We start from the raw sequence: 25,220 nt of genomic DNA, 5'->3' as shown, positions 1-25,220 counted from the left end.
TGGCGGCGACAATCACGCCCGATGAACAGACGTATGCTCAGCAGGCTTGACGATCTTTGCTTCAGCCGATCTGCCCGTTCCCCAGGTGTTTCACCCGGCGTTTCACCTCTTCTTGCTTGCCGGCATTGAACGGCCTGGCGTCTGGGCTGCCGAGATAACCGCACACCCGGCGGGTGACGGAGACCTTGGATGGCTCGTGGTTACCGCATTTCGGGCAGGTGAAGCCCTTGCTGGTGCAAGAGAATTCTCCGGTAAAACCGCACTCGTAGCATTCATCGATGGGCGTGTTGGTGCCGTAATAGGGCACGCGGCTGTAGCTGTAATCCCACACGTCTTCGAGCGCTTTCAGGTTGTGCTGCAGGTTCGGGTATTCGCCGTAACAGATGAAACCGCCGTTGGCCAATGGCGGATAGGGGGCTTCAAAATCCAGCTTGTCGTAAGGATTGACCTTTTTCTCTACGTCGAGGTGGAAGCTGTTGGTGTAATAGCCTTTGTCGGTCACGCCAGACACCACGCCGAAATCGGCGGTATCGAGCCGGCAGAAGCGATCGCACAGGTTTTCGCTTGGCGTGCTGTACAGGCTAAAGCCGTAACCGGTCTCGGCTTTCCAACTTTCCGTGGCGGCCCGCAGGTGCGCAACGATGGCGATCGCCTTAGCGCGCAGCGTTTCATCGTCGTATACGTGTTGTTCGTTGCCGAACAGGGCGTTGATGGTTTCATGCAGACCGATGTAACCCAGCGAAATAGAGGCGCGGCCATTCTTAAAGATCTCGGCAATGTTGTCGTCTGCCTTCAGGCGTACGCCGCAGGCGCCTTCCATATACAAAATAGGGGCCACGCGCGCCTTGATACCTTCCAGCCGGGCAATGCGCGTCATCAGCGCTTTTTTCGCCAGCAGCAAGCGCTGATCCAGCAGATCCCAGAAGCGGCTTTCATCGCCCATGGCCTCCAGCGCAATACGCGGCAGGTTCAGGCTGATCACGCCGATATTGTTGCGGCCATCGTGTACCAGCTCGCCCTCTTCTTCGTAAGTGCCGAGGAAGCTGCGGCAGCCCATCGGCGTTTTGAACGAGCCGGTGACTTTCACCACCTGATCGTAATTGAGTATGTCTGGATACATGCGTTTACTGGCGCATTCCAACGCCAATTGCTTGATGTCGTAATTCGGATCGCCGTACTGATGATTCAGGCCGTCGCGGATGGCGAACACCAGTTTAGGGAATACCGCCGTTTTACGGTTTTTGCCTAGCCCGGCAATGCGGTTACTCAGGATAGAACGTTGGATCAAGCGTGATTCCCAAGAGGTCCCCAGCCCGAAACCGAAGGTGACGAACGGCGTCTGGCCATTGGCGGTGTGCAGGGTGTTGACCTCGTATTCCAGCGACTGGAAGGCGTCGTAACACTCTTTTTCGGTGCGCGCCATGGCATAGCCTTGCGCATCCGGGATCTGCCACTGTTCGGCGACCTGCTGGTGTTTGTTAAAGCTTTCGGTGACGAACGGCGCCAGGATCTCGTCGATACGGTTAATGGTGGTACCGCCATAAATATGGCTGGCCACCTGCGCGATGATTTGCGCGGTCACTGCGGTAGCGGTGGAGATCGACTTCGGGGGTTCAATCTCGGCGTTACCCATCTTGAAGCCGTTGGTCAGCATGCCCTTCAGGTCGATCAGCATGCAGTTGAACATCGGGAAGAATGGCGAGTAGTCGAGATCGTGGTAGTGGATCTCGCCTCGCTCATGGGCCAGCACCACGTCACGCGGCAGGATGTGCTGCTTGGCATAGTGCTTGGCGACGATCCCGGCCAGCAGATCGCGCTGGGTGGGGATCACCTTGCTGTCTTTATTGGCGTTTTCATTGAGCAATGCCACGTTGCTTTGCTCGACCAGGCCGCGGATCTCCTGGTTCAACCGTCCACGCAGTTCACGCGCGACGTCGCGATCGTGACGGTACTCAATATAGGCCCGCGCCAGCTGCTTGTATTCGCCGGCCATAAGCTGGTTTTCCACTGCCCGCTGGATTTCATGGATATCGACGCGCGGCTGCTGTGATATCTGTTGAGCGACTACGCGGGCGACGGTTGCGCAGTAGTCCGCATCGACGATCCCCACGGCCAGCGCGGCCCGCTCGATCGCTTGCCCAATACGTGCCTCGTCAAAAGGTACCTGACAACCGTCCCGTTTAATCACTACTGGTTTCACGTTGTTACTCCTTGTTCCCCGAGGGAGCGTTGATGCCCTGCCTTGCAGATTTCAGCCTGAAAGCTAGCGGGTATCGGTATGATTTCAGCTTATCCACAGGGCAATGCCGCAGCACGCAAGGGCTGAGGCGATGTGTGGATGATTTTGTGGATAACTACTATATATAGTTGCTGTCGTTTCTTAATGCACTATATATAGATGTTGGTGGAGTTCTTTTGACGTAGGACAAAGAAAATGAAAGAGCGCGCGTAAGCTGTACAGACGTTAATTTTGGCCTGAATGCTCAGGCCGGACGAGAGTGAAAATGTTCGAGCAGGAACTCAACCCAGACGCGCACTCGCGGGGGCAGATCGGCCGAGGCATAGTACAACCACAGTTGGGTTGGCTGCGGCCAGCATTCTGCCAGCACCGGCAGCAGGGTACCCTGCGCAAAGTGATGCTCCGCATACCAACGCGCCAGACAGACGATGCCCAGGCCGGCCAGCGCCGCATCCAGTAACATCTCCGGCCGACTGGCCACCAGGCGACCATGCAGCTCCAGCGTTTTGACTTCGCCATGTCGATGCAACGGCCATTTTACGCTGCGGCCGGTGGCCGGGTTACGATGCAGCAGACAATTATGTTGCAGCAGATCGTCAGGATCCTGCGGCGTGCCGTGCTGCGCAAGATAGCCGGGCGAGGCCGCCAGAACCATCTGCATCGGATACAGTGGCCGCGCCACCAGCCGGCTGTCGGGATCGACCCGGCTGCCGATGCCGACGTCAAATCCTTCGCCCACCAGATTGACCACGCGGGCATCCAGTGAGAGATCGAGATCGATCTGCGGATAACGTTCCAGGAATTGCGGGATCAACGGCATCAGGATCTGGCGGCCGAAGCCGGGGATCATGCTGACGCGCACCGTGCCGGAAGGTGCCTGCTGCGCGCTACCGGCAGTTTCCAGCGTGGCGGACAGCGCCTGCCATAGCGGTGCGACTTGCTGCAACAGCGCCTTACCTTCGTCGGTGAGCACCACGTTGTGGGTATTACGCTGGAACAACCGCAGCGCCAGTTTTTCTTCCAGCACGCGAATATTTTTACTGATTGCCGCCGGGGTGACGCCCAGTTGGCGCGCGGCGGCGGAGAAATTCTGTACCTGGGCGGCCGCGAGAAAGGCCGGCAGCAGGCGGTGCACGTCAAAGGGCAGCGACATAGTGGTTGATACTTTCAGTTGAAATTGAAGTGACGATTCACAGCCTACACCCGCGGCGCTGGAAATGGAAAAATGCGTTATCAAATCTTAATCAAGGATCCTTTATGTCGCGTATTTTAGTGTTGACCGCCCACCGTTTTCCCGACGAATCACGCATCAACAAAGCGTTGATCGAAGCGCTTCGTCCTTTGCCTAACGTCACTGTCCACGAACTGATGCGTGCTTACCCGGACTATCAAATCGACGTGGCGCGTGAGCAAGAGCTGCTGCAAAACCATGATGCGGTGGTGATGCTGTTCCCGTTCTATTGGTACAGCTCACCGGCCATTCTCAGCGAGTGGCAGGATGCGGTATTAACCCACGGTTTCGCTTACGGCAGTGAAGGTACCCAACTGCATGGCAAGCCCTTGCAACTGGTGGTCACCACCGGCGGCAATCAGCAGGCCTATACGGCGGAAGGGTATAACCGCTATCCGGTCGAGGATTTGCTGCGTCCGTTCCATGCGATGGCCAACCTGACCGGCATGGATTATCTGCCGCCGCATCTGGTGCAGGGCGTCTTTGATATGAGCGATGAGCGTCTGGCGCAAGAGGCCGCCGGAGTGGTGGCTCTGTTGAAAAAAGAGTAGGGCGCAGCCTGAGGCCGCACCCTGGGGGGTTAGTCCTCTAACAACCACCACACCGCTTCGAACGGGCGCAGGGTGATGGCCTGCGGTTGCGTAGGCGCATCGGCGTAATTGCTCATCAGCGGACGCCACAACGCTGAAGGTTCCACGCCTTCCGCCTGCCAGGCCAGCGGTTCACGGCTGAGGTTGGCCGCCACCAGCAGGCGTTGGCCGTTCCAGCGGCGCTGGTAGCACCACAGCGCCGGATGGTTGGGCGCCAGATCCTGATAGTCACCGTGGGTCAACAGCGGATACTGCTTGCGCAGGGTGATTAACTGACGGTAGGCGTAAAACACCGAGTCCAGATCGGCCAGTGCCGCTTCAGCATTGATTTGCGGGTAGTTTTCCGCACAGCCAATCCACGGGGTTCCCTGGGTGAAACCGGCGTTGGGCGCGGCACTCCACTGCATTGGCGTGCGGCCGTTATCGCGCGATTTAGTGGCCAGGATCGCCAGCAATTCGGCGTTACTTTTGCCCTGGGAGCTCAGCTCGGCGTACATGTTCAGGCTTTCCACATCGCGGTACTGCCCGATGGTGCTAAAGCCGGGATTGGTCATGCCGAGCTCTTCGCCCTGATAAATATAAGGCGTGCCCTGCATGCCGTGCAGCACCATCGCCAGCATTTTGGCGGCCGGTACTCGCAGTTCGCCTTCATCGCCGAAGCGCGAAACGATGCGCGGCTGATCGTGGTTACACCAGAACAGCGCATTCCAGGCCTGGTTGTGCATGCCCTGCTGCCAGTGGCGGAAAATCTGTTTCAGTTCAACGTAATCCGGCGCCGCCAGCGTCCATTTCTCGCCGCCGGCATAGTCCACTTTCAGATGATGGAAGTTGAAGGTCATCGACAACTCTTCACCGCTTTGCGCAGCGTACTGCCGGCAATGCTCCAGGGTGGTGGAGGACATTTCGCCCACGGTCATCAAGCCGCGCGGCTGGAACACGTCGCGGCTCATTTCCTGCAGGAACTCATGGATCCGCGGCCCGTCGGTATAGAAACGGCGACCGTCCCCTTGGGGATCGGACGGGAAATCCTGCTGTTTGGAAACCAGGTTAATCACGTCGAGGCGCAGGCCGTCGACGCCTTTGTCTGCCCAGAACTGGCACACTTTCTTCAACTCTTCGCGGACCGGCGGGTGTTCCCAGTTGAGATCGGCCTGCTCGGTGGCAAACAGATGCAGGTAATACTGGCCGCTGTCGGCATGCCACTGCCAGGCATTACCGCCAAATTTGGAACGCCAGTTGTTCGGCGGGGTATCACCTTCGCCATCGCGCCAGACGTAGAACTGGCGGAAGGGGCTGTTCGGTTCTTGCGAAGCTTTGAACCACGGGTGCTCGGTTGAAGTGTGGTTGAACACCATATCCATGACGATGCGGATGCTGCGCTGGTGGGCGGCGGCAATCAGTCGGTCGAAATCCTCCATGGTGCCGTAGGCCGGATCGATGGCGCAGTAGTCCGCCACGTCATAACCGTTATCCACCTGTGGGGAGACATATACCGGCGTCAGCCAGATCGCATCGACGCCCAGCTCCTGCAGATAGTCCAGCCGCTGGGTCACACCGGCCAGATCGCCGTAGCCGTTACCGGTGCTGTCCTGAAAACTCTTCGGGTAGATTTGGTAGATGACGCCGTTTTGCCACCAGGGGATTGGATTGCTCATAGTCATACCTTTAAATCGTGACAACGGGCCCGGCATGCCAGGCCCCTACATTTTAATCAGACCGGCAGCTCACCGCGGCTGGCTTTGCGTTTGTAAACCATCATGGTCAGGACCAGCGGGATAATCACCGCCACCAGGATCGCCACCGTGTAAATCATCCAGAACTGAGGTTTGATCGACAGGATGCCCGGCAAACCGCCGACGCCGATGCCGTTGGCCATCACGCCGTCCAGGCCGCAGATCAGCCCGGCGAAGGCAGAGCCGATCATCGCGCACAGCATAGGGAAACGGTATTTCAGGTTGATCCCGTACATTGCCGGTTCGGTGACGCCAAGGTAGGCGGAGATTGCCGCCGGGACCGAGATTTCACGTTCGTTGGCCTTGCGGCTGACGATGATGATACCCAGCACCGCAGATGCCTGCGCAATGTTGGACAGAGCAATCAGTGGCCAAACCGGCGTGCCGCCCATGCTTTGGATCATCTGCATATCGATGGCCAGCGTGGTCTGATGTACGCCGGTGATCACCAGCGGGGCATACAGGAAACCAAACAGCGCGGCCCCAATCGGCGCGAAGCTGCCGGTCATGACGGCTTTCACCGCCCAGGCTACGCCATCGCCAATCATGCGGCCGAACGGGCCGATAAAGGCGTGCGCCAGGAACACCGCCAGCAGCAGAGAAACGACCGGCACTACCACCAGATACAGGTAATCCGGCACGATCTTTTTCAAACGGGTTTCAATCCAGCCCAGTGCCATACCGGCCAGCATGGACGGGATCACCTGCGCCTGATAGCCGACTTTCTGGATGGTGAACCAGCCGAAGTTCCACACTTCCGGGATCTGCTGGCCGAGCTGATAGGAGTTCATCAACTGCGGCGACACCAGCGTGACGCCCAGCACGATGCCAAGCACCGGCGTGCCGCCCATTTTTTTCACCGTTGACCAACAGATGGCGACCGGCAGGAACATGAAGATGGCTTCACCGAGCAGCCACAGGAAGTCGTAAATGGTTTTCCACGCCGGGTGCATTTGCGCCAGCGTTTGGCCGCCGGACATCGGGATGTCGCCGATCACGTTGCGGAAGCCGAGGATTAAACCGCCGCTGATCAGCGCCGGCAGCAGCGGGAAGAAGATTTCGGCGAAGTGGGAGATAGCGCGCTCGCTCCAGGTCATGTTCTGGCGCGCAGCCACCTTGGCCTGTTCTTTATCGGCCTCGTTGACGCCGGTGGTGGCAATCAACGCCTGATAATAATCGCCGACCTCCGGGCCAATCACTACCTGGAACTGCCCGGCATTGGTGAAGCAGCCTTTGACCATTGGCAGCTCTTCGATTTCTTTTGGTTTGGCAAGACTTGTGTCGTTGAGAACGAAACGCAGCCTGGTAATGCAATGGCTGACGGTGGCGATATTCTCGCGCCCGCCCACCAGCACAATCAGGCGATCGATATCCTGCTGTTTTACTTTGCCCATTATTAGATACCTTTCTTGGTATGAGACTGCCGCAGAGGTGTTGTTGGAGTGATGATCAAAGCTTAGTCATTTCGCTTTTTTTATGGAATGGGAACGTTCCCGGTTTGGGGCGAGGATCACAAAACGATAAAAAATGACCACTTGTTGAACAGGGGAAATTTGAGAGCGGGGCGAAACATTCCGTAATATTATCTTGAACTGATGCAACGCTGGCTATACTGTCAGCCTTAACAATCAATAAGTTGATTGAAATCAGCGGCACTCACGCCTGTGTTTTCAAAACCAATACGCTATACGAGTGCTATTACCACGGACTTTTTTCAAGGAAGAATGATGACTTTGACATTGCCTCGACTGCTTTTTGTCTTTACCGCGCTGCTCCTGAGCGCCTGTACCAGTCAAAAAAGTAGCCCGGAACGCCACGCCAAACATGCGGTTTATCAGTTGGCACGTGAGGATTTCTCCCCCGAAATGCGAACCCAAATCCCAGACTCGATAAAAGCGGCTATCCCATTCTTTGACCAGTTTTACCAAATGGGCAAAGCCGATCGGGCCAAGGGCTTAACACAACAACAGGCACAGCAGCAGGAAGCCTATTTCCGCAGCCCAGAATTCCTCAGTGACATGGGGAAGAAAGGGCGATTTATCAATCAGCAATATTCAGTGGATAACCCGCAAAAACAACGCCAGATCTTGCTGGATTCCGCCGTGGCCACCTACTGGGATGGTTACGAAGGCCGGCCTTGAGGGGGATAAATAAGCTACTAATGAAAGTGCCCAATAAACTAGAGCTTATTGGGCATTGTTTCAATTATTTTATTCGGAAATTGGTGAGGGTTAAAGTAGATTGAATTTCTCCAGGGTCGCTTTGACTTCTTTTCTTAATCCAGACTCATCCAGTTCATAATCAGCGCGATCTGAATCTGGATTATAAATCTCAGCCACCATAAATAGTTCCTCTCCACAGTTCAAAACACTCTTGTCCTGATCAATTCCATATAGTTTACGTCTTTCAATACATATTTCTTCAGAGAATTTAAGTGCATTAACTTTTGAGTTCAAAAAATCCCTGGCTAATTCAATTATCGCCATTTTGTTCATAAGTCACCTGTCTCTAAATAAATTCGACCATTATCCGCATCGGGGTTTATTTTCCATCCGGAGAGAAAATCGCCATTGGCTTTGATGATTACAACCCTCATATTTTTGGGGTTGAAGTAAACTTTAGATTCCTTTTCCCGTCGATAAGTTCCTTTTTCCACAGTATTTTTGTCCTTCAAGTGTGCTTCAATTGCGTCGCGATATTGAGTCAACGTTACGCTATTTTTTTTCGTGTCGGCAATACTAAAGTCACTAGCATGCTTAAATTTCTTGTCCAATTGTTTACGCGTAAAACGCCCAGAGTCAAGTGGATCACTGACCATCACATAGAGAGCTTCAACGCCTGTTTCAGTCGAATCCGGCTGCCACAAGATAAAATCCTGTAAATCCTGGACGACGTCTGCAGGGAAGGTCGTAACAACAATGCTGTCCGCATGTCTGACATTGGTGCCGGTATTCACAGGCGTCTTGGGGACCGATGAACCATTGCCTGTATGTGACGGTGCCGCAGGGCCAGTCGGTACAGAATTTATCAGTATGGTCTGGGCAGGTACGCCTCCCATTGCTGGGAACGTAATTTTATCCAGTCTGGTTGCCTCTTCACGAGCTGTTTCCACCGGCTGGGACGATCACGAAGGACGGACTTGAATGGATGTGCTTTGAGTCTATGGCTATCACTGTACCTATATCTTTTCAGGGCAAGTGGATAGGAGAGGAAGCAACACAATAAATGGAGAAAATCAGACGCGTGTATTAATATAAAGCCCAACAAACTGGAGTTTATTGGGCTTTGATGCAATGACCATTACCGCTGAAAAGTTATGCAGGATAACAATGGGTTATTATCCTTGCTTAAAGCCTGGTTTACTATTTTTAGCGCGCCATTCTTTTATCTGTTTAACAAGCCCTTCTGGCGATTCATCTTGGTCTGGGAGAGGATAGAATATAAGATCAGTCCCATCTGGATGCTCCGATAAGCGGACGAACTCATGCACGGCTTTATCGGCCTCTTCCTCTGTTGGGTAGTCTGCACTACACATTTTTTGAGTAAACTCTAAAAATTCTTTTTCTGTATAATCTGAAATGGTTTTCTGACCGGTCATTTTATTTTCCTCCATTTTTTGAATGGATCTCAATATGACGTTTGGGCGTCAATACACCAAGGTTGTCAACATCATATACTGCACCATCTTGACTAATCGGTTCAATATGATGAAGTTCATATTTTTCACGACCTCCGACTTTCTCTTTGTTGGGTACGAATGGAGAATAACCTTTCTTCAGGAAAGACTGGTTTCTTGAGTTAAACTGTTTCGATAACGCTGGGTCATTCCCTACCTCGATCCAAAACGCTTTGCGGAAAGAGTCGAAACTGTCAAATGTCTTACCCCGCAGCTTATCAGCAACTTGAGTGGGAATGGGAGAACCCAGTTCGACTCCCGCATTGTTTAACCAGTCCTCGCTAACGGCTTTGCCTCTACCTGTTACCATCCCCGGTTTGGTGCGGGGATTACGGACCATCACATAGATAGCTTCAACGCCTGTTTCCGTCGCATCCGGCTGCCACAAGATAAAATCCTGCAAGTCCTGGACGACGTCAGCAGGGAAGGCCGTAACAACAATGCTGTCCGCCTGTCTGACATTGGTGCCGGTATGCACCGGAGTCTTGGGGACTGCTGAACCATTGCCTGTATGTGACGGTGCCGCAGGGCCAGTCGGTACAGAATTTATCAGTATGGTCTGGGCAGGTACGCCTCCCATTGCTGGGAACGTAATTTTATCCAGTCTGGTTGCCTCTTCACGAGTTATCTCTTCAGAGGAGAGGGGCAAAAATAGGATAAGTAAGTAGGGTAAGAATATTTTATTAATGAACAAAGCCCAACAAAGTTTCGTTTGTTGGGTTTTGTTTAATGCATAGACATAAGGCCATTCGATAGATTAAAGAAGATTGAATTTCTCCAGGGTCGCTTTGACTTCTTTCTTTAATTCTGATTCGTCCAACTCATAACTGTCACGGTCAGAATCAGGGTTAAAACAATCCGCCAAAATAAATAGTTCACCACCACACATATCTATAGATTTGTTCGGTTCTTCCACACCATATAGCCCACGTCTTGAAATCACTATTTCTTCTGCGAAAGTTTCGGCGCTGATTTTATTTTCTATGAATTTCTTACCAATTTCTATTAGTTTAACTCTACTCATAATACCCCCGATGCTAAATATATCCTGCCGTTCTCTTCCGTTGGGTCTATTTTCCATGCTGACAAGAAACTCCCATCAGCCTTAAGAATAACGACATTCATTGATTTCGGATTAAAATACACAGTTGAGCTCGTGTTTCGTCGATATGTTCCTTTTTTCACAGTATCTCTATCCTTCAAGTGTGCTTCAATTGCGTCGCGATATTGAGTCAACGTTACTCTATTTTTTTTCGTGTCGGCAATACCAAAATCACTAGCATGCTTAAATTTCTTGTCCAACTGTTTACGCGTAAAACGCCCAGAGTCAAGTGGATCACTGACCATCACATAGAGAGCTTCAACGCCTGTTTCAGTCGCATCCGGCTGCCACAAGATAAAATCCTGTAAATCCTGGACGACGTCTGCAGGGAAGGTCGTAACAACAATGCTGTCCGCCTGCCTGACATTGGTGCCGGTATGCACCGGAGTCTTGGGGACCGGTGAACCATTGCCTGTATGTGACGGTGCCGCAGGGCCAGTCGGTACCGGATTGACCAGTATGGTCTGGGCAGGTATGCCTCCCATTGCTGGCAACGTGATTTTATCCAGCCCGGTTGCCTCATCACGAGTTATCTCTTCAGAGCAGAGAGGTAAAAATAGGATAAGTAAGTAGGGTAAGAATATTTTATTAATGAACAAAGCCCAACAAAGTTTCGTTTGTTGGGCTTTGTTTAATACATAAACATAAGGCCATTCGATAGATTAAAGAAGATTGAATTTCTCCAGGGTCGCTTTGACTTCTTTCTTTAACCCATCGGAGTCCAATTCACTTTCTCTTCGATCTGGAACGGAAGTATAGCAGTCTGCAAGGATGAAAATCTCAGATGCACACTCACCAACATTTTTACTATCTTTAGCTAATTGCCCTGATTTTCCTTCTTCTCGCCATAATTTAAAGAATTGTGACTCGAAGTCATCAGCAGTTAGTTGTGATGACACTAGCTTTTTAGCTAAGTTGATTAGTTTTTCACTCATTATAAAACCCCTGTCTTAATATAACTATTATATTGTGGGGAATCAGAGATTAAATTCCATCCAGAAATGAAATCTCCATCCTTATCGAGAACGACGACATTGTTTGTTTTAGTGTTAAAGAACACCTTAGATCCCTTTTACCGTCGATAGGTTCGTTTTTCTACAGTATCTCTGTCCTTCAAGTGTGCTTCAATTGCGTCGCGATATTGAGTCAACGTTACGCTATTTTTTTTCGTGTCGGCAATACCAAAGTCACTAGCATGCTTAAATTTCTTGTCCAATTGTTTACGCGTAAAACGCCCAGAGTCAAGTGGATCACTGACCATCACATAGAGAGCTTCAACGCCTGTTTCAGTCGCATCCGGCTGCCACAAGATAAAATCCTGTAAATCCTGGACGACGTCTGCAGGGAAGGTCGTAACAACAATGCTGTCCGCCTGCCTGACATTGGTGCCGGTATGGGGAGGATAAATAAATGGACAGAATAAGACGATTGTATTAATTAAAAAGCCCAACAAATGAGAAATTGTTGGGCTTTGCTGAAAATTAATTTTTTGTAAAACGCAGAATGTTATTCGATGCCGCATTTTTTCTCGGTCACGAATTTTGGCTCTTTCCAGTTGGGGCCTTTTTTAACAAGCATTTTATCTCCCCACATCACAACACCATTCTGACGTAATTGTTCGAATGCTCGCATAAACTCACCATTTTCAATTACTGAAAAATTGTGGCGACTAAAGAACCTGTCCATTTGTGGGTAACCAAATCCGCCTTCTCTTCTTACTAAAAAGGCAATGACATCAGAAATTTTTTCTTCGTTCGCTAAGCGTTCAAGATCAATCATTTTAACATCCTCAAATCTTGTTCTTCAGCAGCCTCTAAAGCTTCTCGTGTATATAAAATAGCCTCATCATTACCTAATTGATAATCCTCTAAAGTTGCCGTGTGAGTATTATTCCATACCTCCCCAGAATTATAGGGAAGTTTGCCATCTTCAACATCTAGATTACGGTATCTTTCAAGCTCCCTGATCTCATGGGTGTAAAAACGCTTGTCGATATCGGTGGGCTGCAGTTCACCCTTACCTCCGTTGCTCCTGAATGGCAGGTCTGGGGAGGTACACATTCCGTGTGCTGAAAAACCGCTAAAACACACAGCGATAACTGTATGTATGAACAGTAATTTAATTAGATGGGTGAAGGCGGTCGACTACCGGTTGTTGTGTGGTGGCGGAGACAAAAAAAATAGCGATGAAGTGACGCTCACTGGGTGTGAGCACCAACAGGGTATTTCAGGCTAGGGAATTTATCCGGGTAAACAAACCCACCCGCCGTCAGGCGAGTTTGCTTGGCACGATGATCTGACGGATACCCTGTTCGCCGCTGAGCTGGCCCAGCAGCTGTTGCGCAGCCTGCAGTCCGGCGCTGCCGTAGCCGAGATCGACCGAGAACGTTTCGGGGAACAAGAAGTTAAGCAACGGGGTGTTACCGATGCCGCACACCTGCAGCGGCGTAATATGCTGCTGTTGCAGGTATTTGATGGCGCCGAGGGCGATGGTGTCGGAGGCGCACACCAGCGCGGTGGTCTGTGGTTCGATGGCTGAGGCAGCCAGCTGGAAGCCGCTCTGATAACTCAATTCACCCAAGGCCACATGGGGGGAAATCCTCCGTTGGCGGCAGGCGTCCAGATAGGCCTGGTGGCGGCGCAAACCGGTGGTGGCATCCGATAGTTGCACCCCCAAATAACTGATATGGCGATGCCCCTGCTGGTGCAGGCGTTCCATCAACAGCCGTACGGCGCCGTCGTCGTCGTAGCACACCGAGGAAAAACCGTCGTATTCCCGCGCCAGCACCACCATCTTTTCTTGCCATGGGCTGAGCATGGCCGCCGTCAGGCCGGTGAAGCCAAACAGGATCACCCCGTCGACGTTGCGCTGTTGAAGGACATGCAGATGCTCTTCCACCAGCCGGGTTTCAAACTGGCTTTCCATCACTATAGGGTCGAAACCGTGCTGATACAGCAGCGGCAGCATGGTGCGTACCGCCTGGTTCTCGGATGGCGAATCGAGACGGGAAACGATGATGCCGACCACTTTATCGCTCTGGCCGCGCATGGCGCGCGCCGATTTGGACGGGGTAAACCCCTGCTGATGGATCACCGCTTCCACCCGTTCGCGGGTTTGCGGGCTCACGCTGCCTTCGTTGTTCAGCACGCGTGATACGGTGGATTTGCCTACGCCGCTCAGGCGTGCGATGTCCTTGATGGTCAGCCGGTTTTGCATGGTTTACTTTTCGTTGAGGTTAAAAGGCGTAGACTGGCGGCCTACGCTGAATGCCCGTCAGCATAGCTTATTTTCCGCAACGGATCTTGACGCTATGCAGGGATTTATGTGCTGCGCTGAACGGCCGCTCTTGTCGTTCGATCTTTTCATTTACCGGAGGTTATCACCCGTATGGATCCCGATCCGACCCCGTTAGACACCCACTCGGTGATCCGGTAAAACCTGCTCGCTTTGCGCTGCTGTTTTACCGGTGAAGTAAACGGTAACCGGTAGCGCACGCCCGTCGTTCGCTCCTGCTGCTTTTAAAAAAACAGGATCTGCCCCGGCAGAGGCTTTTTGGCGCATCCAAAAGCCCGGTTGGGAGCGATCCCGCGTTCACCCGCTGCCGGGAGGCAATGGGCGACGAGGTGCAAAATAATGAAACTGAAAAATATTCCCCGTCAGCTGTTGGGCATGCTCAGCCGCAATTTACCGCGCCGTTTGGTGCACCGCGATAGCCTGTTGGACAGCCTTGGCGGCAAAGCGCAAGGGTTGCCCGCCGGATTGGCACAGCAGCGGCTGGAATGCGCCGCGGCCGACGTCACCGATCTGTATCTGCGTTTTCACAGCCACCCGGAAGGCATCACTGCCCATGAGGCTGAGCGGGTGCGCGAACGCTGCGGCGAGAACGTCATCGACGATCAGCAAAAAGAAGCCTGGTGGCAGCACCTGTGGCACTGCTATCGCAACCCGTTCAACCTGCTGCTGACCGCGCTTGGCATGATCTCTTACGCGACGGAAGATCTGACGGGCGCACTGGTGATCGCACTGATGGTGGTGATCTCCACGTTGTTGAATTTCATTCAGGAAGCGCGATCCAATCGGGCGGCGGACGCGCTGAAGGCGATGGTCAGCAACACCGCCACGGTGATCCGTAGCGACGCATTGTCCGGGAAAAGCGAACACCTTGAACTGCCGATCTCTCAACTGGTGCCGGGTGACATCATCAAACTGGCGGCAGGAGATATGATCCCGGCGGATCTGCGCGTGCTGTCGGCCAAGGATCTGTTTATCAGCCAGGCGGCGTTGACCGGCGAATCTCTTCCAGTAGAGAAAATCGCCGAGCTGCGCGAACAGGCAGAAGATCCGTTGGAGTGCCAGAACCTGTGCTTTATGGGCACCAACGTGGTCAGCGGCACCGCGCTGGCGATGGTGATCGGTACCGGCGGCGGCACCTACTTTGGCCAGTTGGCGCAGCGGGTCATCAGCCAGGATGAACAGCCGAACGCCTTCCAGACCGGCATCAGCAGGGTCAGCTGGCTGCTGATCCGTTTTATGCTGGTGATGACGCCGATCGTTTTGTTGATCAACGGCTACACCAAGGGTGACTGGTGGGAAGCGGCGCTGTTTGCGTTGTCGGTAGCGGTGGGGCTGACCCCGGAAATGCTGCCGATGATCGTCACTTCAACGCTGGCCAGAGGGGCGGTGAAACTGTCCAGACAGAAAGTGATCGTCAAACGTCTGGATGCTATCCAAAACTTTGGCGCCATGGACGTTTTGTGCACTGATAAAACCGGCACCCTGACCCAGGATAAAATCGTGCTGGAGCGCCACACCGACGTGTTCGGTGCCGCCAGCGATCGCGTGCTGCATTACGCCTGGCTGAACAGCTTCTACCAGACCGGCTTGAAAAACCTGCTCGACGTGGCAGTGCTGAGCTGCGCGGAACAAAACCAACAGCCGGATGCGTTACAGCATTACCGTAAAGTGGATGAGATCCCGTTTGATTTTGAACGGCGCCGTATGTCGGTGGTGGTGGCCAAAGACGCGCAATATCACGAACTGATCTGCAAGGGCGCGCTGGAAGAGATGCTGGCGATTTGCAGCCATGTGCGGCAGGAAGATGAGGTGATCCCGCTCAGCGAAGCGCTGCTGGCGCGAATTCGGCGCATCACCGACGATCTCAACCAGCAAGGGTTGCGCGTAGTGGCGGTGGCCAACAAGATCTTGCCGGCCCAGGCCCATGAATACAGCGTGGCCGACGAGTCGGATTTGATCCTCGAGGGCTACGTGGCCTTCCTCGATCCGCCTAAAGAGAGCACGGCGCCGGCGTTGGCGGCGCTGAAAAACAGCGGTGTCACGGTGAAGATCCTTACCGGTGACAATGAGCTGGTGGCGGCGAAGGTGTGCAAAGACGTCGGGCTGGCGGCGGATCACGTATTGCGCGGCAGTGAAATCGAACAGATGAACGACGAACAGCTGGCGCAGGCTGCGGCGCGTACCACGGTGTTCGCCAAGCTGACGCCGCTGCATAAGGAACGCATCGTCAAGCTATTGCGCCAGCAGGGCCACGTGGTCGGCTTTATGGGGGACGGCATCAACGATGCGCCCGCTCTGCGTGCGGCGGATATCGGTATTTCGGTGGACTCCGCCGTGGATATCGCCAAGGAAGCGGCGGACATCATCCTGCTGGAAAAAAGCCTGATGGTGTTGGAGCAGGGGGTCATCGAGGGACGCCGTACTTTTGCCAACATGCTCAAGTACATCAAGATGACCGCCAGCTCCAATTTCGGCAACGTCTTCAGCGTGCTGATTGCCAGCGCCTTTTTGCCTTTCCTGCCGATGTTGCCGCTGCACCTGTTGATCCAGAACCTGATGTATGACATTTCACAGATCGCCATTCCGTTCGACAACGTCGACGACGATCAGATTACTCAGCCGCAACGCTGGAACTCCGGGGATATTGGACGCTTTATGGTGTTTTTCGGGCCGATCAGCTCGATCTTCGACGTGCTGACCTTCAGCCTGATGTGGTGGGTTTTCAAGGCCAATACGCCTGAAATGCAGACGCTGTTCCAGTCCGGCTGGTTCGTGGAAGGCCTGCTGTCGCAAACGCTGATTGTGCATATGATCCGCACGCGCAAAATACCGTTTATCCAGAGCCGTCCTTCATGGCCGCTGTGCATGATGACCCTGCTGGTCATCGTTACCGGCATCGGCCTGACCTTCTCGCCGTTGGCCGGATTCCTGCAGCTGCAGGCATTGCCGCTCGGCTACTTCCCGTGGCTGGTGCTGATCCTGACCGGCTATATGGTGCTGACCCAGTGCGTAAAAGGCTGGTTTGTGCGCCGTTACGGCTGGCAGTAATCGCTGCGCCCCTCTTTCGCCTGGAAGAGGGGCATCTGTGATCCAACCCGGCTTTTCACCCTTGTCGTTGGACATCTGTCCTGTGCTCAGTCTTTATTTACAGCTTAGCTGTCTTCCCCTTTGCCTTTCAAACTACCGCGTTGTTGGCTGCACGTCCTCACCCTAGTCACTTAGCAAATCTAAGCTCCCAGGGATTCAGACGTTTGCCGCCTGGCGGTAATTTGAAATTCGTTGGGGGAGCAATTGATATTTTTTCCTCTGAGGAATTTCTGATGCACAGAACTTTGCGTTATACGCTATTGGCTTCATCGTTATTGCTTTCCCTGGGCGCGCTGGCGCAACCGGCCGGCGATCTGCCGCTGATGCCCTGGCCGCAGCAGGTTGAACTGACTCAGCCGGCGGGCAAGCTGGTGTTGGATCACCGTTTGTCGATTAGCCTGCAGGGGGACGATCTGGACGATGCGCTGCAACGCTGGCGCCAACGTATTGAGCTGCAAACCGGCTGGACCCTGGTGCCGCAGGCCGAAAAAGCCACGGGCGTGGTCATCAAGGTGAATATCAAAGATAAGGTGGCGGCGCAGCCGCTGCCGGGGAGCGATGAAAGCTATAAATTGACGGTGACGCCGCAGGGGGTAACGCTGGCAGCCAATACCCGTTTCGGCGCGTTGCGCGGCATGGAAACCCTGCTGCAATTGGTGCAGACCGACGGGCAGAACACCTTCCTGCCGTTGGTGAGCATTACCGACGTACCGCGTTTCCCGTGGCGCGGTGTGCTGCTGGATTCGGCACGTCATTTCCTGCCGTTGGCGGACATTCTGCGTCAGCTCGACGGCATGGCGGCGGCCAAACTCAACGTGTTCCACTGGCACCTGACCGACGATCAGGGCTGGCGCTTTGCTTCTGTGCATTATCCCAAGCTGCAACAGCAGGCCAGCGACGGCCAGTTTTATACTCGCGAACAGATGCAACAGGTGGTGGCCTATGCCACCGCGCGCGGTATCCGGGTAGTACCTGAAATCGATCTGCCTGGCCATGCTTCCAGCATCGCCGTGGCCTACCCGGAATTGATGAGCGCGCCGGGCCCGTATTCGATGGAGCGCAAGTGGGGTGTGCATCTGCCGACGCTGGATCCGACCCGCGATGAAGTTTATCGGTTTGTTGACGCCATCATTGGCGAACTGGCTGCGATCTTCCCCGATCCTTATTTGCACATTGGCGGTGATGAGGTTGATGCCAGCCAGTGGAAGCAATCCAAAACCATTCAGGCCTTTATGCAGCAGCACCAGTTGGCGGACACCCATGCGCTGCAGGCCTACTTCAATCAGAAGCTGGAGAAAATCCTCGAGCAGCATCAGCGTCAGATGGTGGGTTGGGATGAGATCTATCATCCGTCGCTGCCGCGCAGCATTGTCATCCAGTCCTGGCAGGGGCAGGACTCGCTCGGCGCCAGCGCACAGGACGGTTACCAGGGCATTCTGTCTACCGGTTTTTACCTCGATCAACCGCAAAGCGCGGCCTATCACTATCGCAATGAGATCCTGCCGCAGCCGCTGGGCGTCGACACCGAGGTGCAGCCGGATGAAAAGGCGCAAAGCTGGCAGTTCAGCATGCCGCGGCTGAAGGGCAGCGCGGTAGAAGGCAGTTTTACCCTGATTGAAGGCAAGCAGGGCTGGCGGGGTTTTATCGATTTCAACGGTAAATCGCGCCGTGCGCTGCACGATATCGTCTGGCGTTCTCCGCAGCAGGTGAGCTTCCGGCTCGACAGCTGGATGGGGGATACCCGCCCGGTATTTACCCTGAGCCAGGACCAGCTCAGCGGCTATACGCTGGTGGGCAACGTGCGTTACCCGACCAGCGGCAGCAAGCTGACGGCGATCCCGGTGGGCAAGATGCCGGTGGTGCCGGAGACGAAGCAGCAGGCCAATATTCTCGGCGGCGAGGCGGCGCTGTGGGCGGAAAACATCAGGGCGCCGATCCTCGATCTCAAGCTCTGGCCGCGTGGGTTCGCGGTGGCGGAGCGCTTGTGGTCTGCGCAGGACGTGACCGATGAAAATAATATGTACCGCAGGCTGGCGGCAGTCGATGCCTGGTCGGTGGTGTCGGTGGGGTTGCAACAGCATGCGGAAACCGCACGCGAGTTCACCCGGTTGGCAAACAGCGTGACGATAGCACCGCTGCAAACCTTGGCCGAAGCGGTGGAGCCGGGCCAGTACTACACTCGACAGCATCTGAAATTCAAAGCCGGTAACTATCACCAGTTCGAACCGCTGAACCGTTTTGCCGACGCACTGCCGGCGGAAAGCAACGCGGTGCGCGAGATGGGTATGCAGGTTGCGGCGTTGGTGAAGGACCGCAACGATCGGGCGGCGGCGCAGGCGTTGCGCGAACGTTTACAACGCTGGCAGCTCAATACCGCACCGGTAAAAACGGTGATTGCCGGTAACCGGCTGATGCAGGATCTGGCACCGGTGGCGCAGGATGTTGGCGCGCTGTCCACGCTGGGGTTGATGCTGTTGGAGCGTTATCAACAGGGCAAACCGCTGAACAAGGCAGAAGCGACGCAGATACAGCAGCAATTGGACGTGGCGGCGCAGATACGCGACGAAGTGGTGATTGCGGCGGTCTATCCGCTGGAAGCGCTTTTGCGCGCCAGCGCTATCGAATGAGGTAAGTCAGTATATGTAGCGCTCAGCATATGTAGGGGCTCAGCATGCTGAGCCCGCAAAACCTACAGTTGCAGCGGCGGCAACTGTTTGAAAATACTGACCAGCCCTTCGCCCCAGCCTTTACGGATGGCGCTAAAATGCGGGTGATCTTCGGTGATACGGTACTGCTGCGCACTGCTAAAGCTGTCGCGCGGGTAGATCATCACGTCGAGCGGCAGGCCGACCGACAGGTTGCTGCGCAGCGTCGAATCCAGAGAGATCAGCGCGCACTGCATCGCCTGTTCCAGCGGGGTGTCGTAGGTCAGTACCCGATCGATAATCGGTTTGCCGTATTTGCTTTCGCCAATCTGGAAATAGGGCGTATCGCGGGTGGCCTCGATAAAATTACCCTGCGGATAAATATGGAATAGCCGCAACTCTTCACCGCTGATCTGGCCGCCGAGCAGCAGGCTGCAGCTAAAGTCGGTCGTGCTGCCGCTTTGCTGGGCTTCGCTGTCGCGTTGGATCACTTCCCGCACCGTTTCGCCCACCAGCGTGGCGGCTTCGTACATGCTCGGTGCGTTCAGCAGGTTCAGGCGTTCGGGATCTTTGCTGCGGCGCTGTAACAGGCTGATGATGCTCTGAGTGGTCGCCAGGTTGCCGGCGCTTTGCAACACCAGCATGCGTTCACCGTCCTGCTGAAACACGTGCAGTTTGCGGAAGGTGGAAATATGATCCACGCCGGCATTGGTGCGCGAATCGGAAGCAAAGACCAGCCCGGAAGACAAGCGCATGGCCACACAATAGGTCATACCACAATCCCTCAAAACGATACTGGCACGCCGCCAACCGCCAGCGTGCCGTAAACCTTGGTTTTCGGCAAGAGGCTACTGGCCGGTTGGCATCATCTGCACTTCGGCGATGGTCTGCATGTTCTCGCAGCCGCCGCCGAGCCGCATCCCGCGTACCGGGCAGGCGTCGAGATAGTCGATGCCTACCGCCAGCTTAAGGTGTTGATTCGGCAGGCGGGTATTGTTGGTGACGTCAAAGCTGTGCCAGCGGTCGTCGACCCAGGCCTCGGCCCAGGCGTGGGTGGCGACGTGGGCCGAGTCCTCGCTATAAAGATAACCGCTGACATAGCGCGCCGGAATGTTCAGGCTGCGGCAGCAGGCCAAAAATACGTGGGTATGATCCTGACAGACGCCGGTGCCGGTTGCGAATGCCTGGGCCGCGCTGTCGGTGACGCTGGTTGACCCTGGGGTGTACGGCATTTTGAGCAGCAGCTCGCCCATCAGATTTTCCAGCCCGTCCAGCACCGCCTGCGGTTGGTAGTAGCGCAGGGCGAAGGCCTGGATCGCGCTGTCGGGTTGGGTCAGCGGGCTGTGGCGCAGGAAGACCAGCGGCGACAAATGCCCCATCACCTGATCTTCGGCACCGTCTTCAATTTCCACCACGCCGTGGGCCTGAATGCTGATGGCCTGGTGCGGGTGATCCAGCGTCAGCACGTGCAGCACGTTGCCGAAGGCATCGGTGGTGCACACGGCATCTTCCGGCAGCGTCAACTGCCATGAAATGATGCGCTGATGCTCCGAATCCTGCGGCGTCAGGCGCAGATACTGAGTGCTGCGCTGCACCTGCTGGGCATAGGTATAGTGGGTGTTGTGCTCAATGTTCAGTTTCATTGCGCCTCCAGATAAGTGTGATGGATGCTCTCCGCGATGCCGCCAATCTGGCCGAGAAACGCGTCCAGCCAGTCGTTCAACCCGACCTTGTTCAGATCTTTCATGCTGCTAAAGCGCAGCTCGGCGTGCAGCGTATGCGCCAGCCGGCGCGGCTGATTGGCACTGTTGCCGCCAATTTGCTCCAGCTGTTGCACCAGATCGCCGACGCAGGCCAGCAGGGAGCGGGGGATTTCATTACGCAGGATCATCAGTTCGGCAATGGTGTCCCGACTGAGCTGCTGCTTGTAGATACTGTGGTAGGCTTCGCGTGCGCTCACTGCCCGCAACAGCGTGTCCATGCGGTAATATTCGCGCACCGGGTCGCCGTCGCTGTCCATCAGCGAGTTCTTGACCCCTAACAGACGGGCAGTGCTGTCTGCGCGCTCCAGCAGGGTACCGAGACGGATAAAGCACATGGCGTCGCTGCGCAGCAAGGTACCGAACATCGCGCCGCGAAACAGGTGAGAACGTTCCTTCACCCAGTCGAAAAAGCCATCCGCGCCCACCGAACCTATGCCCTGACGGCGGATCAGCTTCATTTCGATCCAGGTGGCGTTGATGCATTCCCAGACCTCGGAAGACAGGCTGCCGCGCACCGCATGGGCGTTGTTCCAGCCCATTTGCAGACAGCTGTAAATGCTGCTGTGGTTGCGGCTGTCGAGCGCAAAAAAGCTCACCAGATTGGCCATCGTCAGGTCGGGGTAGGCGGCGGCATACAGCTGCCCGGTACTGGTCAGATTGAGCGGCACCTGCAGATCCTGATCCTCGCTGTCGCGGATCGGCATCATCGACAGCTTGTTGGTGACGTCGAGCACCCGGGCGATGCTTTCCGCCCGCTCCAGATAGCGGGCCATCCAATAGAGTTCACTGGCAGTTCGGCTCAGCATGCGTCGTCCTCCAACACCCAGGTATCCTTGGTTCCCCCGCCTTGCGACGAGTTGACCACCAGTGAGCCTTGCGCCAGCGCCACGCGCGTCAGGCCGCCTGGCACCAGGCGGATTTCCGCGCCGCTGAGGGCGAACGGCCGTAAATCGATATGTCGCGGCGCCAGGCCGTCGTTGACGAAGGTCGGGCAGGTCGACAGCGCCAGCGTATTTTGCGCAATGTAGTTATGCGGCTTGGCCAGCAGCAGGCTGCGGAAGTGAGCGATTTCGTCTTTGGTCGCCGCCGGGCCGATCAGCATGCCGTAGCCGCCGGCACCGTGCACCTCCTTCACCACCATCTGTTCCAGGTTCGCCAGCACGTACGACAGTTCATTCTTGTGGCGGCATTGCCAGGTGGGCACGTTATTGAGGATCGGCTCTTCCTGCAGGTAGAAACGCACCATGTCCGGCACGTACGGATAAATTGACTTGTCGTCGGCCACGCCGGTGCCGATGGCGTTGGCCAGCACCACGTTGCCGGCGCGGTATACCGACAGCAGGCCCGGCACGCCGAGCATCGAATCCGGGCGGAATGCCAGCGGATCGAGGAAGGCGTCGTCCACCCGGCGGTAGATCACATCCACCTTGCAAGGCCCGGCGGTGGTACGCATAAAGACCGCCCCGTCCTTGACGAACAGGTCGGCGCTTTCCACCAGCTCAACCCCCATCTGCTGCGCCAGGAAGCTGTGTTCGAAGTAGGCGCTGTTGAAACGGCCCGGCGTCAGCACCACCACGGTAGGATCGTTGATCGGCGAGCTTTCACGCAGGGTTTGCAGCAGGTGCGACGGGTAGCGCTCCACCGGCGCGATGCGTTGCTGAGCGAACAGCTCCGGGTACAGGCGCATCATCATTTTGCGGTTTTCCAGCATATAGGAAACACCGGACGGGGTGCGCAGGTTGTCTTCCAGCACGTAATACTGGCCGTCACCGTTGCGCACCATATCCACGCCAACGATGTGCGCGTAAATATTGCGGTGCAGATCGACCCCTTGCATGCAGGGTTGATATTGATCGTTGGCCAGCACCTGTTCCGCCGGAATGATCCCGGCTTTCAGAATGTGTTGTTGATGGTAAATATCGTGCAGAAAGGCGTTAAGCGCCTGTACGCGCTGGCGAATACCGCGATCGAGCATCGCCCACTCGCTGGCGGGTATGATGCGCGGTACGCTGTCGAACGGAATCAAGCGCTCAGCGCCGTCATCCTCACCATAAACGTTAAAGGTAATCCCCACCCGGTGAAACAGCAGTGCAGCCTCTTCCCTCTTGCGTTGAATGGCCTTTTGGTCAGCCTGTTGCAGCCAATGCCAGTAAGCCTCGTAGTGACCCCGGTGCTTACCCTCAGCCAGAAGCATCTCATCAAAAAACGGTGAAGCAGACAGATCGATATTTAGCATCATCACCTCGTCGACATTGCAGGCTGTATACAGAACCAGCATAAAATGTGCCAAGGTGATAAAGGGGCGAAAATGGCGCGAAAACGCCGGCTCGCGGCAGTAAATGGCCCGCTTTGGGTGCAACCCAAGCGGACGCTGCCTTAAAACGGGGCAAAACCGCGGCGCGTGCCTCAGTAACAAAATACGGGGATTGTTTCTTCAGCGAAGGCATAAAAAGATAGGGGGGAAACCGAGAAAATATATCTAACAGATTCATTTTTAAATGCATTCAAGGGAAGGGTAATGCCACATGATTTTAATGTTCAGGCGCTGGGACGTGCCGCGTTGGCTACCGCCAATGAAATTTTTGCTGCCGCTACCTATAACATTCGGGTGCAAATGCTGACTGCTGAAGATTTGGAATGGTGCATTGTGCAGACGCGTCGGCAACCTGAAAATCTGCGTATGCCGTGGGCACTAAGCGGTGCTGTGTTGGATAATCCAGATGCTTTCAATTTTAGTTTTAAGATCCTGGATGCGGATCAAAGGCCTGCAGGGGCTTGTCTTTGCCAGTTTTGCCCCGCAACAGACGAGATGCCTGCGGTGCTGAATGTTGAAATGCTGCAAAATTTCCACATCAAAGGCTCCAGCCTGGACGGGAACACTTTCCGTTTTGCACTCTATGCCACGGTGCTATTTATGGTCGCTACTCAATGCACCGGCTTACGGCTAATATCACCGATCAATGCGAGAGTTGCTGATTATTACATCAATGAGTATCGCTTTATTGATATCACCTCGGGTGAGAAGGGCATTCTCTACCGCGATGCTCAGGCATTATTCCAATGGTTTATCGACGACTCGGCCTCGGTTGAGATTGCGCATTATTTGAGCGACAATGACGACCAACAAACAGGGTTATAGGGGGGAATATGGTCATTAAAACCACGGATCGGTTTATAGCGAAAACTGACGCCTATGAACTGCAGGTATACAAAACCGAGGGGGGAAGGCTGACGGCGGTAAAAGCCTATACTTCTGAGGAGATTAACCGCCTGACCCCCCGAGGAATGCCGATTAGCGCTTCACGTGAAGAAGTGGTGGCGGTTTTGAAACAGGCCTCAAAAAGTTTTAAGGCTCAATCTTCTCCGATAAGTGAGGCTGCGGGCGCAATTCGCCGAGTCAACAAATAAAAACGGCCAGCCTGGGCTGACCGTTGGGCGCGTGGTCGCGGTATTAGCGACGAACGGCGATGGCTTCGATTTCGATTTTCACGTCTTTCGGCAGACGGGCCACTTCAACGCAGGAACGGGCCGGGAACGGCGCGCTGTGCTCGGTGAAGAAAGCTTCATAAGCGGCGTTAACGGTAGCGAAGTCGTTCAGATCTTTCACGAAAACCGTGGTTTTCACGATGTCGGCCACTTTCAGGCCGGCAGCTTCAACGATCGCTTTAACGTTTTCCAGCGACTGGCGAGCCTGAGCGGCAACGTCGTCGGCAACGGCGCCGGTTTTCGGATCGACCGGGATCTGGCCGGAAGTGATGATCATGCTGCCCAGATCAACGCCCTGCACGTAAGGACCAATGGCTGCCGGGGCGAGTTCAGTGCTGATGTTACGTGACATTTTTTCTCCTGATATACCCTTC

General features: G+C 54.8%; 26 protein-coding genes. 6 read left to right on the top strand and 20 right to left on the bottom strand.

The window, feature by feature from the left end:
* Nucleotides 1–61: 61 nt before the first annotated feature.
* Both nrdD and AC1RKG_RS20605 read right to left on the bottom strand, forming a co-directional pair.
* Complete coding sequence (nrdD, locus tag AC1RKG_RS20610; protein ID WP_020824988.1) at nt 62–2,200, bottom strand: anaerobic ribonucleoside-triphosphate reductase; 2,139 nt, start codon at nt 2,198–2,200, stop codon at nt 62–64.
* 283 nt (nt 2,201–2,483) lie between these two features.
* Nucleotides 2,484–3,392, bottom strand: coding sequence for a LysR family transcriptional regulator (locus AC1RKG_RS20605; RefSeq protein WP_187962185.1), 909 nt, complete (start codon nt 3,390–3,392; stop codon nt 2,484–2,486).
* A gap of 104 nt (nt 3,393–3,496) precedes the next feature.
* On the opposite strand from AC1RKG_RS20605, the gene AC1RKG_RS20600 reads away from it, so the two are divergent.
* Nucleotides 3,497–4,021, top strand: coding sequence for an NAD(P)H-dependent oxidoreductase (locus tag AC1RKG_RS20600; RefSeq protein WP_048762834.1), 525 nt, complete (start codon nt 3,497–3,499; stop codon nt 4,019–4,021).
* A 29-nt stretch (nt 4,022–4,050) separates the two neighbouring features.
* Here the strand turns inward: AC1RKG_RS20600 and treC are convergent, their stop codons facing one another.
* Both treC and treB read right to left on the bottom strand, forming a co-directional pair.
* On the bottom strand, nt 4,051–5,715 hold the full coding sequence (treC, locus tag AC1RKG_RS20595) for an alpha,alpha-phosphotrehalase (RefSeq protein ID WP_261109470.1): 1,665 nt from the start codon (nt 5,713–5,715) through the stop codon (nt 4,051–4,053).
* 56 nt (nt 5,716–5,771) lie between these two features.
* Nucleotides 5,772–7,187, bottom strand: a complete 1,416-nt coding sequence (gene treB / locus AC1RKG_RS20590; RefSeq protein ID WP_020824992.1) for a PTS trehalose transporter subunit IIBC — start codon at nt 7,185–7,187, stop codon at nt 5,772–5,774.
* A gap of 330 nt (nt 7,188–7,517) precedes the next feature.
* On the opposite strand from treB, the gene AC1RKG_RS20585 reads away from it, so the two are divergent.
* Nucleotides 7,518–7,934 carry an Exc2 family lipoprotein gene (locus AC1RKG_RS20585; protein ID WP_410529121.1) on the top strand — a complete coding sequence of 139 codons (417 nt, stop codon included), beginning with the start codon at nt 7,518–7,520 and terminating at the stop codon, nt 7,932–7,934.
* A 90-nt stretch (nt 7,935–8,024) separates the two neighbouring features.
* Here AC1RKG_RS20585 and AC1RKG_RS20580 read toward each other — a convergent pair whose 3' ends face one another.
* The 11 genes from AC1RKG_RS20580 to treR form a co-directional block, all read right to left on the bottom strand.
* Complete coding sequence (locus AC1RKG_RS20580; protein ID WP_122076806.1) at nt 8,025–8,288, bottom strand: colicin immunity domain-containing protein; 264 nt, start codon at nt 8,286–8,288, stop codon at nt 8,025–8,027.
* A complete protein-coding gene (locus AC1RKG_RS20575; protein WP_493183662.1) occupies nt 8,285–8,905 on the bottom strand; it encodes an S-type pyocin domain-containing protein in 621 nt (206 codons plus the stop codon). The genes AC1RKG_RS20580 and AC1RKG_RS20575 overlap by 4 nt, the downstream gene beginning before the upstream one ends.
* Nucleotides 8,906–9,130: 225 nt before the next feature.
* Nucleotides 9,131–9,391, bottom strand: coding sequence for a bacteriocin immunity protein (locus AC1RKG_RS20570; protein WP_493183661.1), 261 nt, complete (start codon nt 9,389–9,391; stop codon nt 9,131–9,133).
* A gap of 1 nt (nt 9,392) precedes the next feature.
* Nucleotides 9,393–10,163 (bottom strand): pyocin-S2/colicin E7-DNase domain-containing protein, encoded by a 771-nt coding sequence (locus AC1RKG_RS20565; protein WP_493183660.1) that lies wholly within the window; start codon nt 10,161–10,163, stop codon nt 9,393–9,395.
* Between the two features lie 63 nt (nt 10,164–10,226).
* On the bottom strand, nt 10,227–10,493 hold the full coding sequence (locus AC1RKG_RS20560; RefSeq protein ID WP_142816056.1) for a colicin immunity domain-containing protein: 267 nt from the start codon (nt 10,491–10,493) through the stop codon (nt 10,227–10,229).
* The gene (locus AC1RKG_RS20555; RefSeq protein WP_493183659.1) at nt 10,490–11,170 is read right to left on the bottom strand and encodes an S-type pyocin domain-containing protein; all 681 of its coding nucleotides are present in this window, start codon (nt 11,168–11,170) and stop codon (nt 10,490–10,492) included. The genes AC1RKG_RS20560 and AC1RKG_RS20555 overlap by 4 nt, the downstream gene beginning before the upstream one ends.
* Nucleotides 11,171–11,233: 63 nt before the next feature.
* Nucleotides 11,234–11,506, bottom strand: a complete 273-nt coding sequence (locus tag AC1RKG_RS20550; RefSeq protein ID WP_128865506.1) for a colicin immunity domain-containing protein — start codon at nt 11,504–11,506, stop codon at nt 11,234–11,236.
* Nucleotides 11,507–11,643: 137 nt separating this feature from the next.
* Complete coding sequence (locus AC1RKG_RS20545) at nt 11,644–12,093, bottom strand: S-type pyocin domain-containing protein (RefSeq protein ID WP_493183658.1); 450 nt, start codon at nt 12,091–12,093, stop codon at nt 11,644–11,646.
* On the bottom strand, nt 12,078–12,350 hold the full coding sequence (locus tag AC1RKG_RS20540; RefSeq protein WP_493183657.1) for a hypothetical protein: 273 nt from the start codon (nt 12,348–12,350) through the stop codon (nt 12,078–12,080). The genes AC1RKG_RS20545 and AC1RKG_RS20540 overlap by 16 nt, the downstream gene beginning before the upstream one ends.
* On the bottom strand, nt 12,347–12,631 hold the full coding sequence (locus AC1RKG_RS20535; RefSeq protein ID WP_493183656.1) for a pyocin: 285 nt from the start codon (nt 12,629–12,631) through the stop codon (nt 12,347–12,349). The genes AC1RKG_RS20540 and AC1RKG_RS20535 overlap by 4 nt, the downstream gene beginning before the upstream one ends.
* A gap of 208 nt (nt 12,632–12,839) precedes the next feature.
* Nucleotides 12,840–13,787 carry a trehalose operon repressor TreR gene (treR, locus tag AC1RKG_RS20530; RefSeq protein ID WP_493183655.1) on the bottom strand — a complete coding sequence of 316 codons (948 nt, stop codon included), beginning with the start codon at nt 13,785–13,787 and terminating at the stop codon, nt 12,840–12,842.
* A 417-nt stretch (nt 13,788–14,204) separates the two neighbouring features.
* On the opposite strand from treR, the gene mgtA reads away from it, so the two are divergent.
* Complete coding sequence (gene mgtA / locus AC1RKG_RS20525; RefSeq protein ID WP_020824995.1) at nt 14,205–16,913, top strand: magnesium-translocating P-type ATPase; 2,709 nt, start codon at nt 14,205–14,207, stop codon at nt 16,911–16,913.
* A 272-nt stretch (nt 16,914–17,185) separates the two neighbouring features.
* On the top strand, nt 17,186–19,579 hold the full coding sequence (locus AC1RKG_RS20520; protein WP_493183654.1) for a beta-N-acetylhexosaminidase: 2,394 nt from the start codon (nt 17,186–17,188) through the stop codon (nt 19,577–19,579).
* A gap of 62 nt (nt 19,580–19,641) precedes the next feature.
* On the opposite strand, the gene AC1RKG_RS20515 is transcribed toward AC1RKG_RS20520, so the two are convergent.
* The 4 genes from AC1RKG_RS20515 to AC1RKG_RS20500 form a co-directional block, all read right to left on the bottom strand.
* A complete protein-coding gene (locus tag AC1RKG_RS20515) occupies nt 19,642–20,370 on the bottom strand; it encodes a proteasome-type protease (RefSeq protein ID WP_493183653.1) in 729 nt (242 codons plus the stop codon).
* A 75-nt stretch (nt 20,371–20,445) separates the two neighbouring features.
* Nucleotides 20,446–21,240, bottom strand: a complete 795-nt coding sequence (locus tag AC1RKG_RS20510; RefSeq protein WP_046374624.1) for a transglutaminase family protein — start codon at nt 21,238–21,240, stop codon at nt 20,446–20,448.
* Nucleotides 21,237–22,166: an alpha-E domain-containing protein gene (locus AC1RKG_RS20505; RefSeq protein WP_020824999.1), complete on the bottom strand. Its 930-nt coding sequence runs from the start codon at nt 22,164–22,166 to the stop codon at nt 21,237–21,239. Before AC1RKG_RS20505 ends, AC1RKG_RS20510 begins: the two co-directional genes overlap by 4 nt.
* Entirely contained in the window at nt 22,160–23,596 is a 1,437-nt protein-coding gene (locus AC1RKG_RS20500; protein WP_041415185.1) for a circularly permuted type 2 ATP-grasp protein, read from the bottom strand. Before AC1RKG_RS20500 ends, AC1RKG_RS20505 begins: the two co-directional genes overlap by 7 nt.
* 282 nt (nt 23,597–23,878) lie before the next feature.
* On the opposite strand from AC1RKG_RS20500, the gene AC1RKG_RS20495 reads away from it, so the two are divergent.
* Nucleotides 23,879–24,499, top strand: a complete 621-nt coding sequence (locus AC1RKG_RS20495) for a hypothetical protein (RefSeq protein ID WP_187962193.1) — start codon at nt 23,879–23,881, stop codon at nt 24,497–24,499.
* Between the two features lie 8 nt (nt 24,500–24,507).
* The gene (locus tag AC1RKG_RS20490; protein ID WP_187962194.1) at nt 24,508–24,768 is read left to right on the top strand and encodes a hypothetical protein; all 261 of its coding nucleotides are present in this window, start codon (nt 24,508–24,510) and stop codon (nt 24,766–24,768) included.
* Between the two features lie 43 nt (nt 24,769–24,811).
* Here AC1RKG_RS20490 and ridA read toward each other — a convergent pair whose 3' ends face one another.
* Nucleotides 24,812–25,198 (bottom strand): 2-iminobutanoate/2-iminopropanoate deaminase, encoded by a 387-nt coding sequence (gene ridA / locus AC1RKG_RS20485; protein ID WP_044554008.1) that lies wholly within the window; start codon nt 25,196–25,198, stop codon nt 24,812–24,814.
* Nucleotides 25,199–25,220 lie beyond the last annotated feature (22 nt).

Source organism: Serratia sp. GW822-FHT06D09 (assembly GCF_058799515.1).
This window is presented reverse-complemented; position numbering and strand designations above follow the sequence as displayed.

What these genes read in the sequence shown, in the direction of transcription:
- AC1RKG_RS20605 (WP_187962185.1), bottom strand. Translation starts at nt 3,392, where the DNA reads ATGTCGCTGCCCTTTGACGTGCACCGCCTGCTGCCGGCCTTTCTCGCG.
- AC1RKG_RS20600 (WP_048762834.1), top strand. Translation starts at nt 3,497, where the DNA reads ATGTCGCGTATTTTAGTGTTGACCGCCCACCGTTTTCCCGACGAATCA.
- treC (WP_261109470.1), bottom strand. Translation starts at nt 5,715, where the DNA reads ATGAGCAATCCAATCCCCTGGTGGCAAAACGGCGTCATCTACCAAATC.
- treB (WP_020824992.1), bottom strand. Translation starts at nt 7,187, where the DNA reads ATGGGCAAAGTAAAACAGCAGGATATCGATCGCCTGATTGTGCTGGTG.
- AC1RKG_RS20585 (WP_410529121.1), top strand. Translation starts at nt 7,518, where the DNA reads ATGATGACTTTGACATTGCCTCGACTGCTTTTTGTCTTTACCGCGCTG.
- AC1RKG_RS20580 (WP_122076806.1), bottom strand. Translation starts at nt 8,288, where the DNA reads ATGAACAAAATGGCGATAATTGAATTAGCCAGGGATTTTTTGAACTCA.
- AC1RKG_RS20570 (WP_493183661.1), bottom strand. Translation starts at nt 9,391, where the DNA reads ATGACCGGTCAGAAAACCATTTCAGATTATACAGAAAAAGAATTTTTA.
- AC1RKG_RS20560 (WP_142816056.1), bottom strand. Translation starts at nt 10,493, where the DNA reads ATGAGTAGAGTTAAACTAATAGAAATTGGTAAGAAATTCATAGAAAAT.
- AC1RKG_RS20550 (WP_128865506.1), bottom strand. Translation starts at nt 11,506, where the DNA reads ATGAGTGAAAAACTAATCAACTTAGCTAAAAAGCTAGTGTCATCACAA.
- AC1RKG_RS20545 (WP_493183658.1), bottom strand. Translation starts at nt 12,093, where the DNA reads ATGCGGCATCGAATAACATTCTGCGTTTTACAAAAAATTAATTTTCAG.
- AC1RKG_RS20540 (WP_493183657.1), bottom strand. Translation starts at nt 12,350, where the DNA reads ATGATTGATCTTGAACGCTTAGCGAACGAAGAAAAAATTTCTGATGTC.
- AC1RKG_RS20535 (WP_493183656.1), bottom strand. Translation starts at nt 12,631, where the DNA reads ATGTGTACCTCCCCAGACCTGCCATTCAGGAGCAACGGAGGTAAGGGT.
- treR (WP_493183655.1), bottom strand. Translation starts at nt 13,787, where the DNA reads ATGCAAAACCGGCTGACCATCAAGGACATCGCACGCCTGAGCGGCGTA.
- mgtA (WP_020824995.1), top strand. Translation starts at nt 14,205, where the DNA reads ATGAAACTGAAAAATATTCCCCGTCAGCTGTTGGGCATGCTCAGCCGC.
- AC1RKG_RS20520 (WP_493183654.1), top strand. Translation starts at nt 17,186, where the DNA reads ATGCACAGAACTTTGCGTTATACGCTATTGGCTTCATCGTTATTGCTT.
- AC1RKG_RS20515 (WP_493183653.1), bottom strand. Translation starts at nt 20,370, where the DNA reads ATGACCTATTGTGTGGCCATGCGCTTGTCTTCCGGGCTGGTCTTTGCT.
- AC1RKG_RS20510 (WP_046374624.1), bottom strand. Translation starts at nt 21,240, where the DNA reads ATGAAACTGAACATTGAGCACAACACCCACTATACCTATGCCCAGCAG.
- AC1RKG_RS20505 (WP_020824999.1), bottom strand. Translation starts at nt 22,166, where the DNA reads ATGCTGAGCCGAACTGCCAGTGAACTCTATTGGATGGCCCGCTATCTG.
- AC1RKG_RS20500 (WP_041415185.1), bottom strand. Translation starts at nt 23,596, where the DNA reads ATGCTAAATATCGATCTGTCTGCTTCACCGTTTTTTGATGAGATGCTT.
- AC1RKG_RS20495 (WP_187962193.1), top strand. Translation starts at nt 23,879, where the DNA reads ATGCCACATGATTTTAATGTTCAGGCGCTGGGACGTGCCGCGTTGGCT.
- AC1RKG_RS20490 (WP_187962194.1), top strand. Translation starts at nt 24,508, where the DNA reads ATGGTCATTAAAACCACGGATCGGTTTATAGCGAAAACTGACGCCTAT.
- ridA (WP_044554008.1), bottom strand. Translation starts at nt 25,198, where the DNA reads ATGTCACGTAACATCAGCACTGAACTCGCCCCGGCAGCCATTGGTCCT.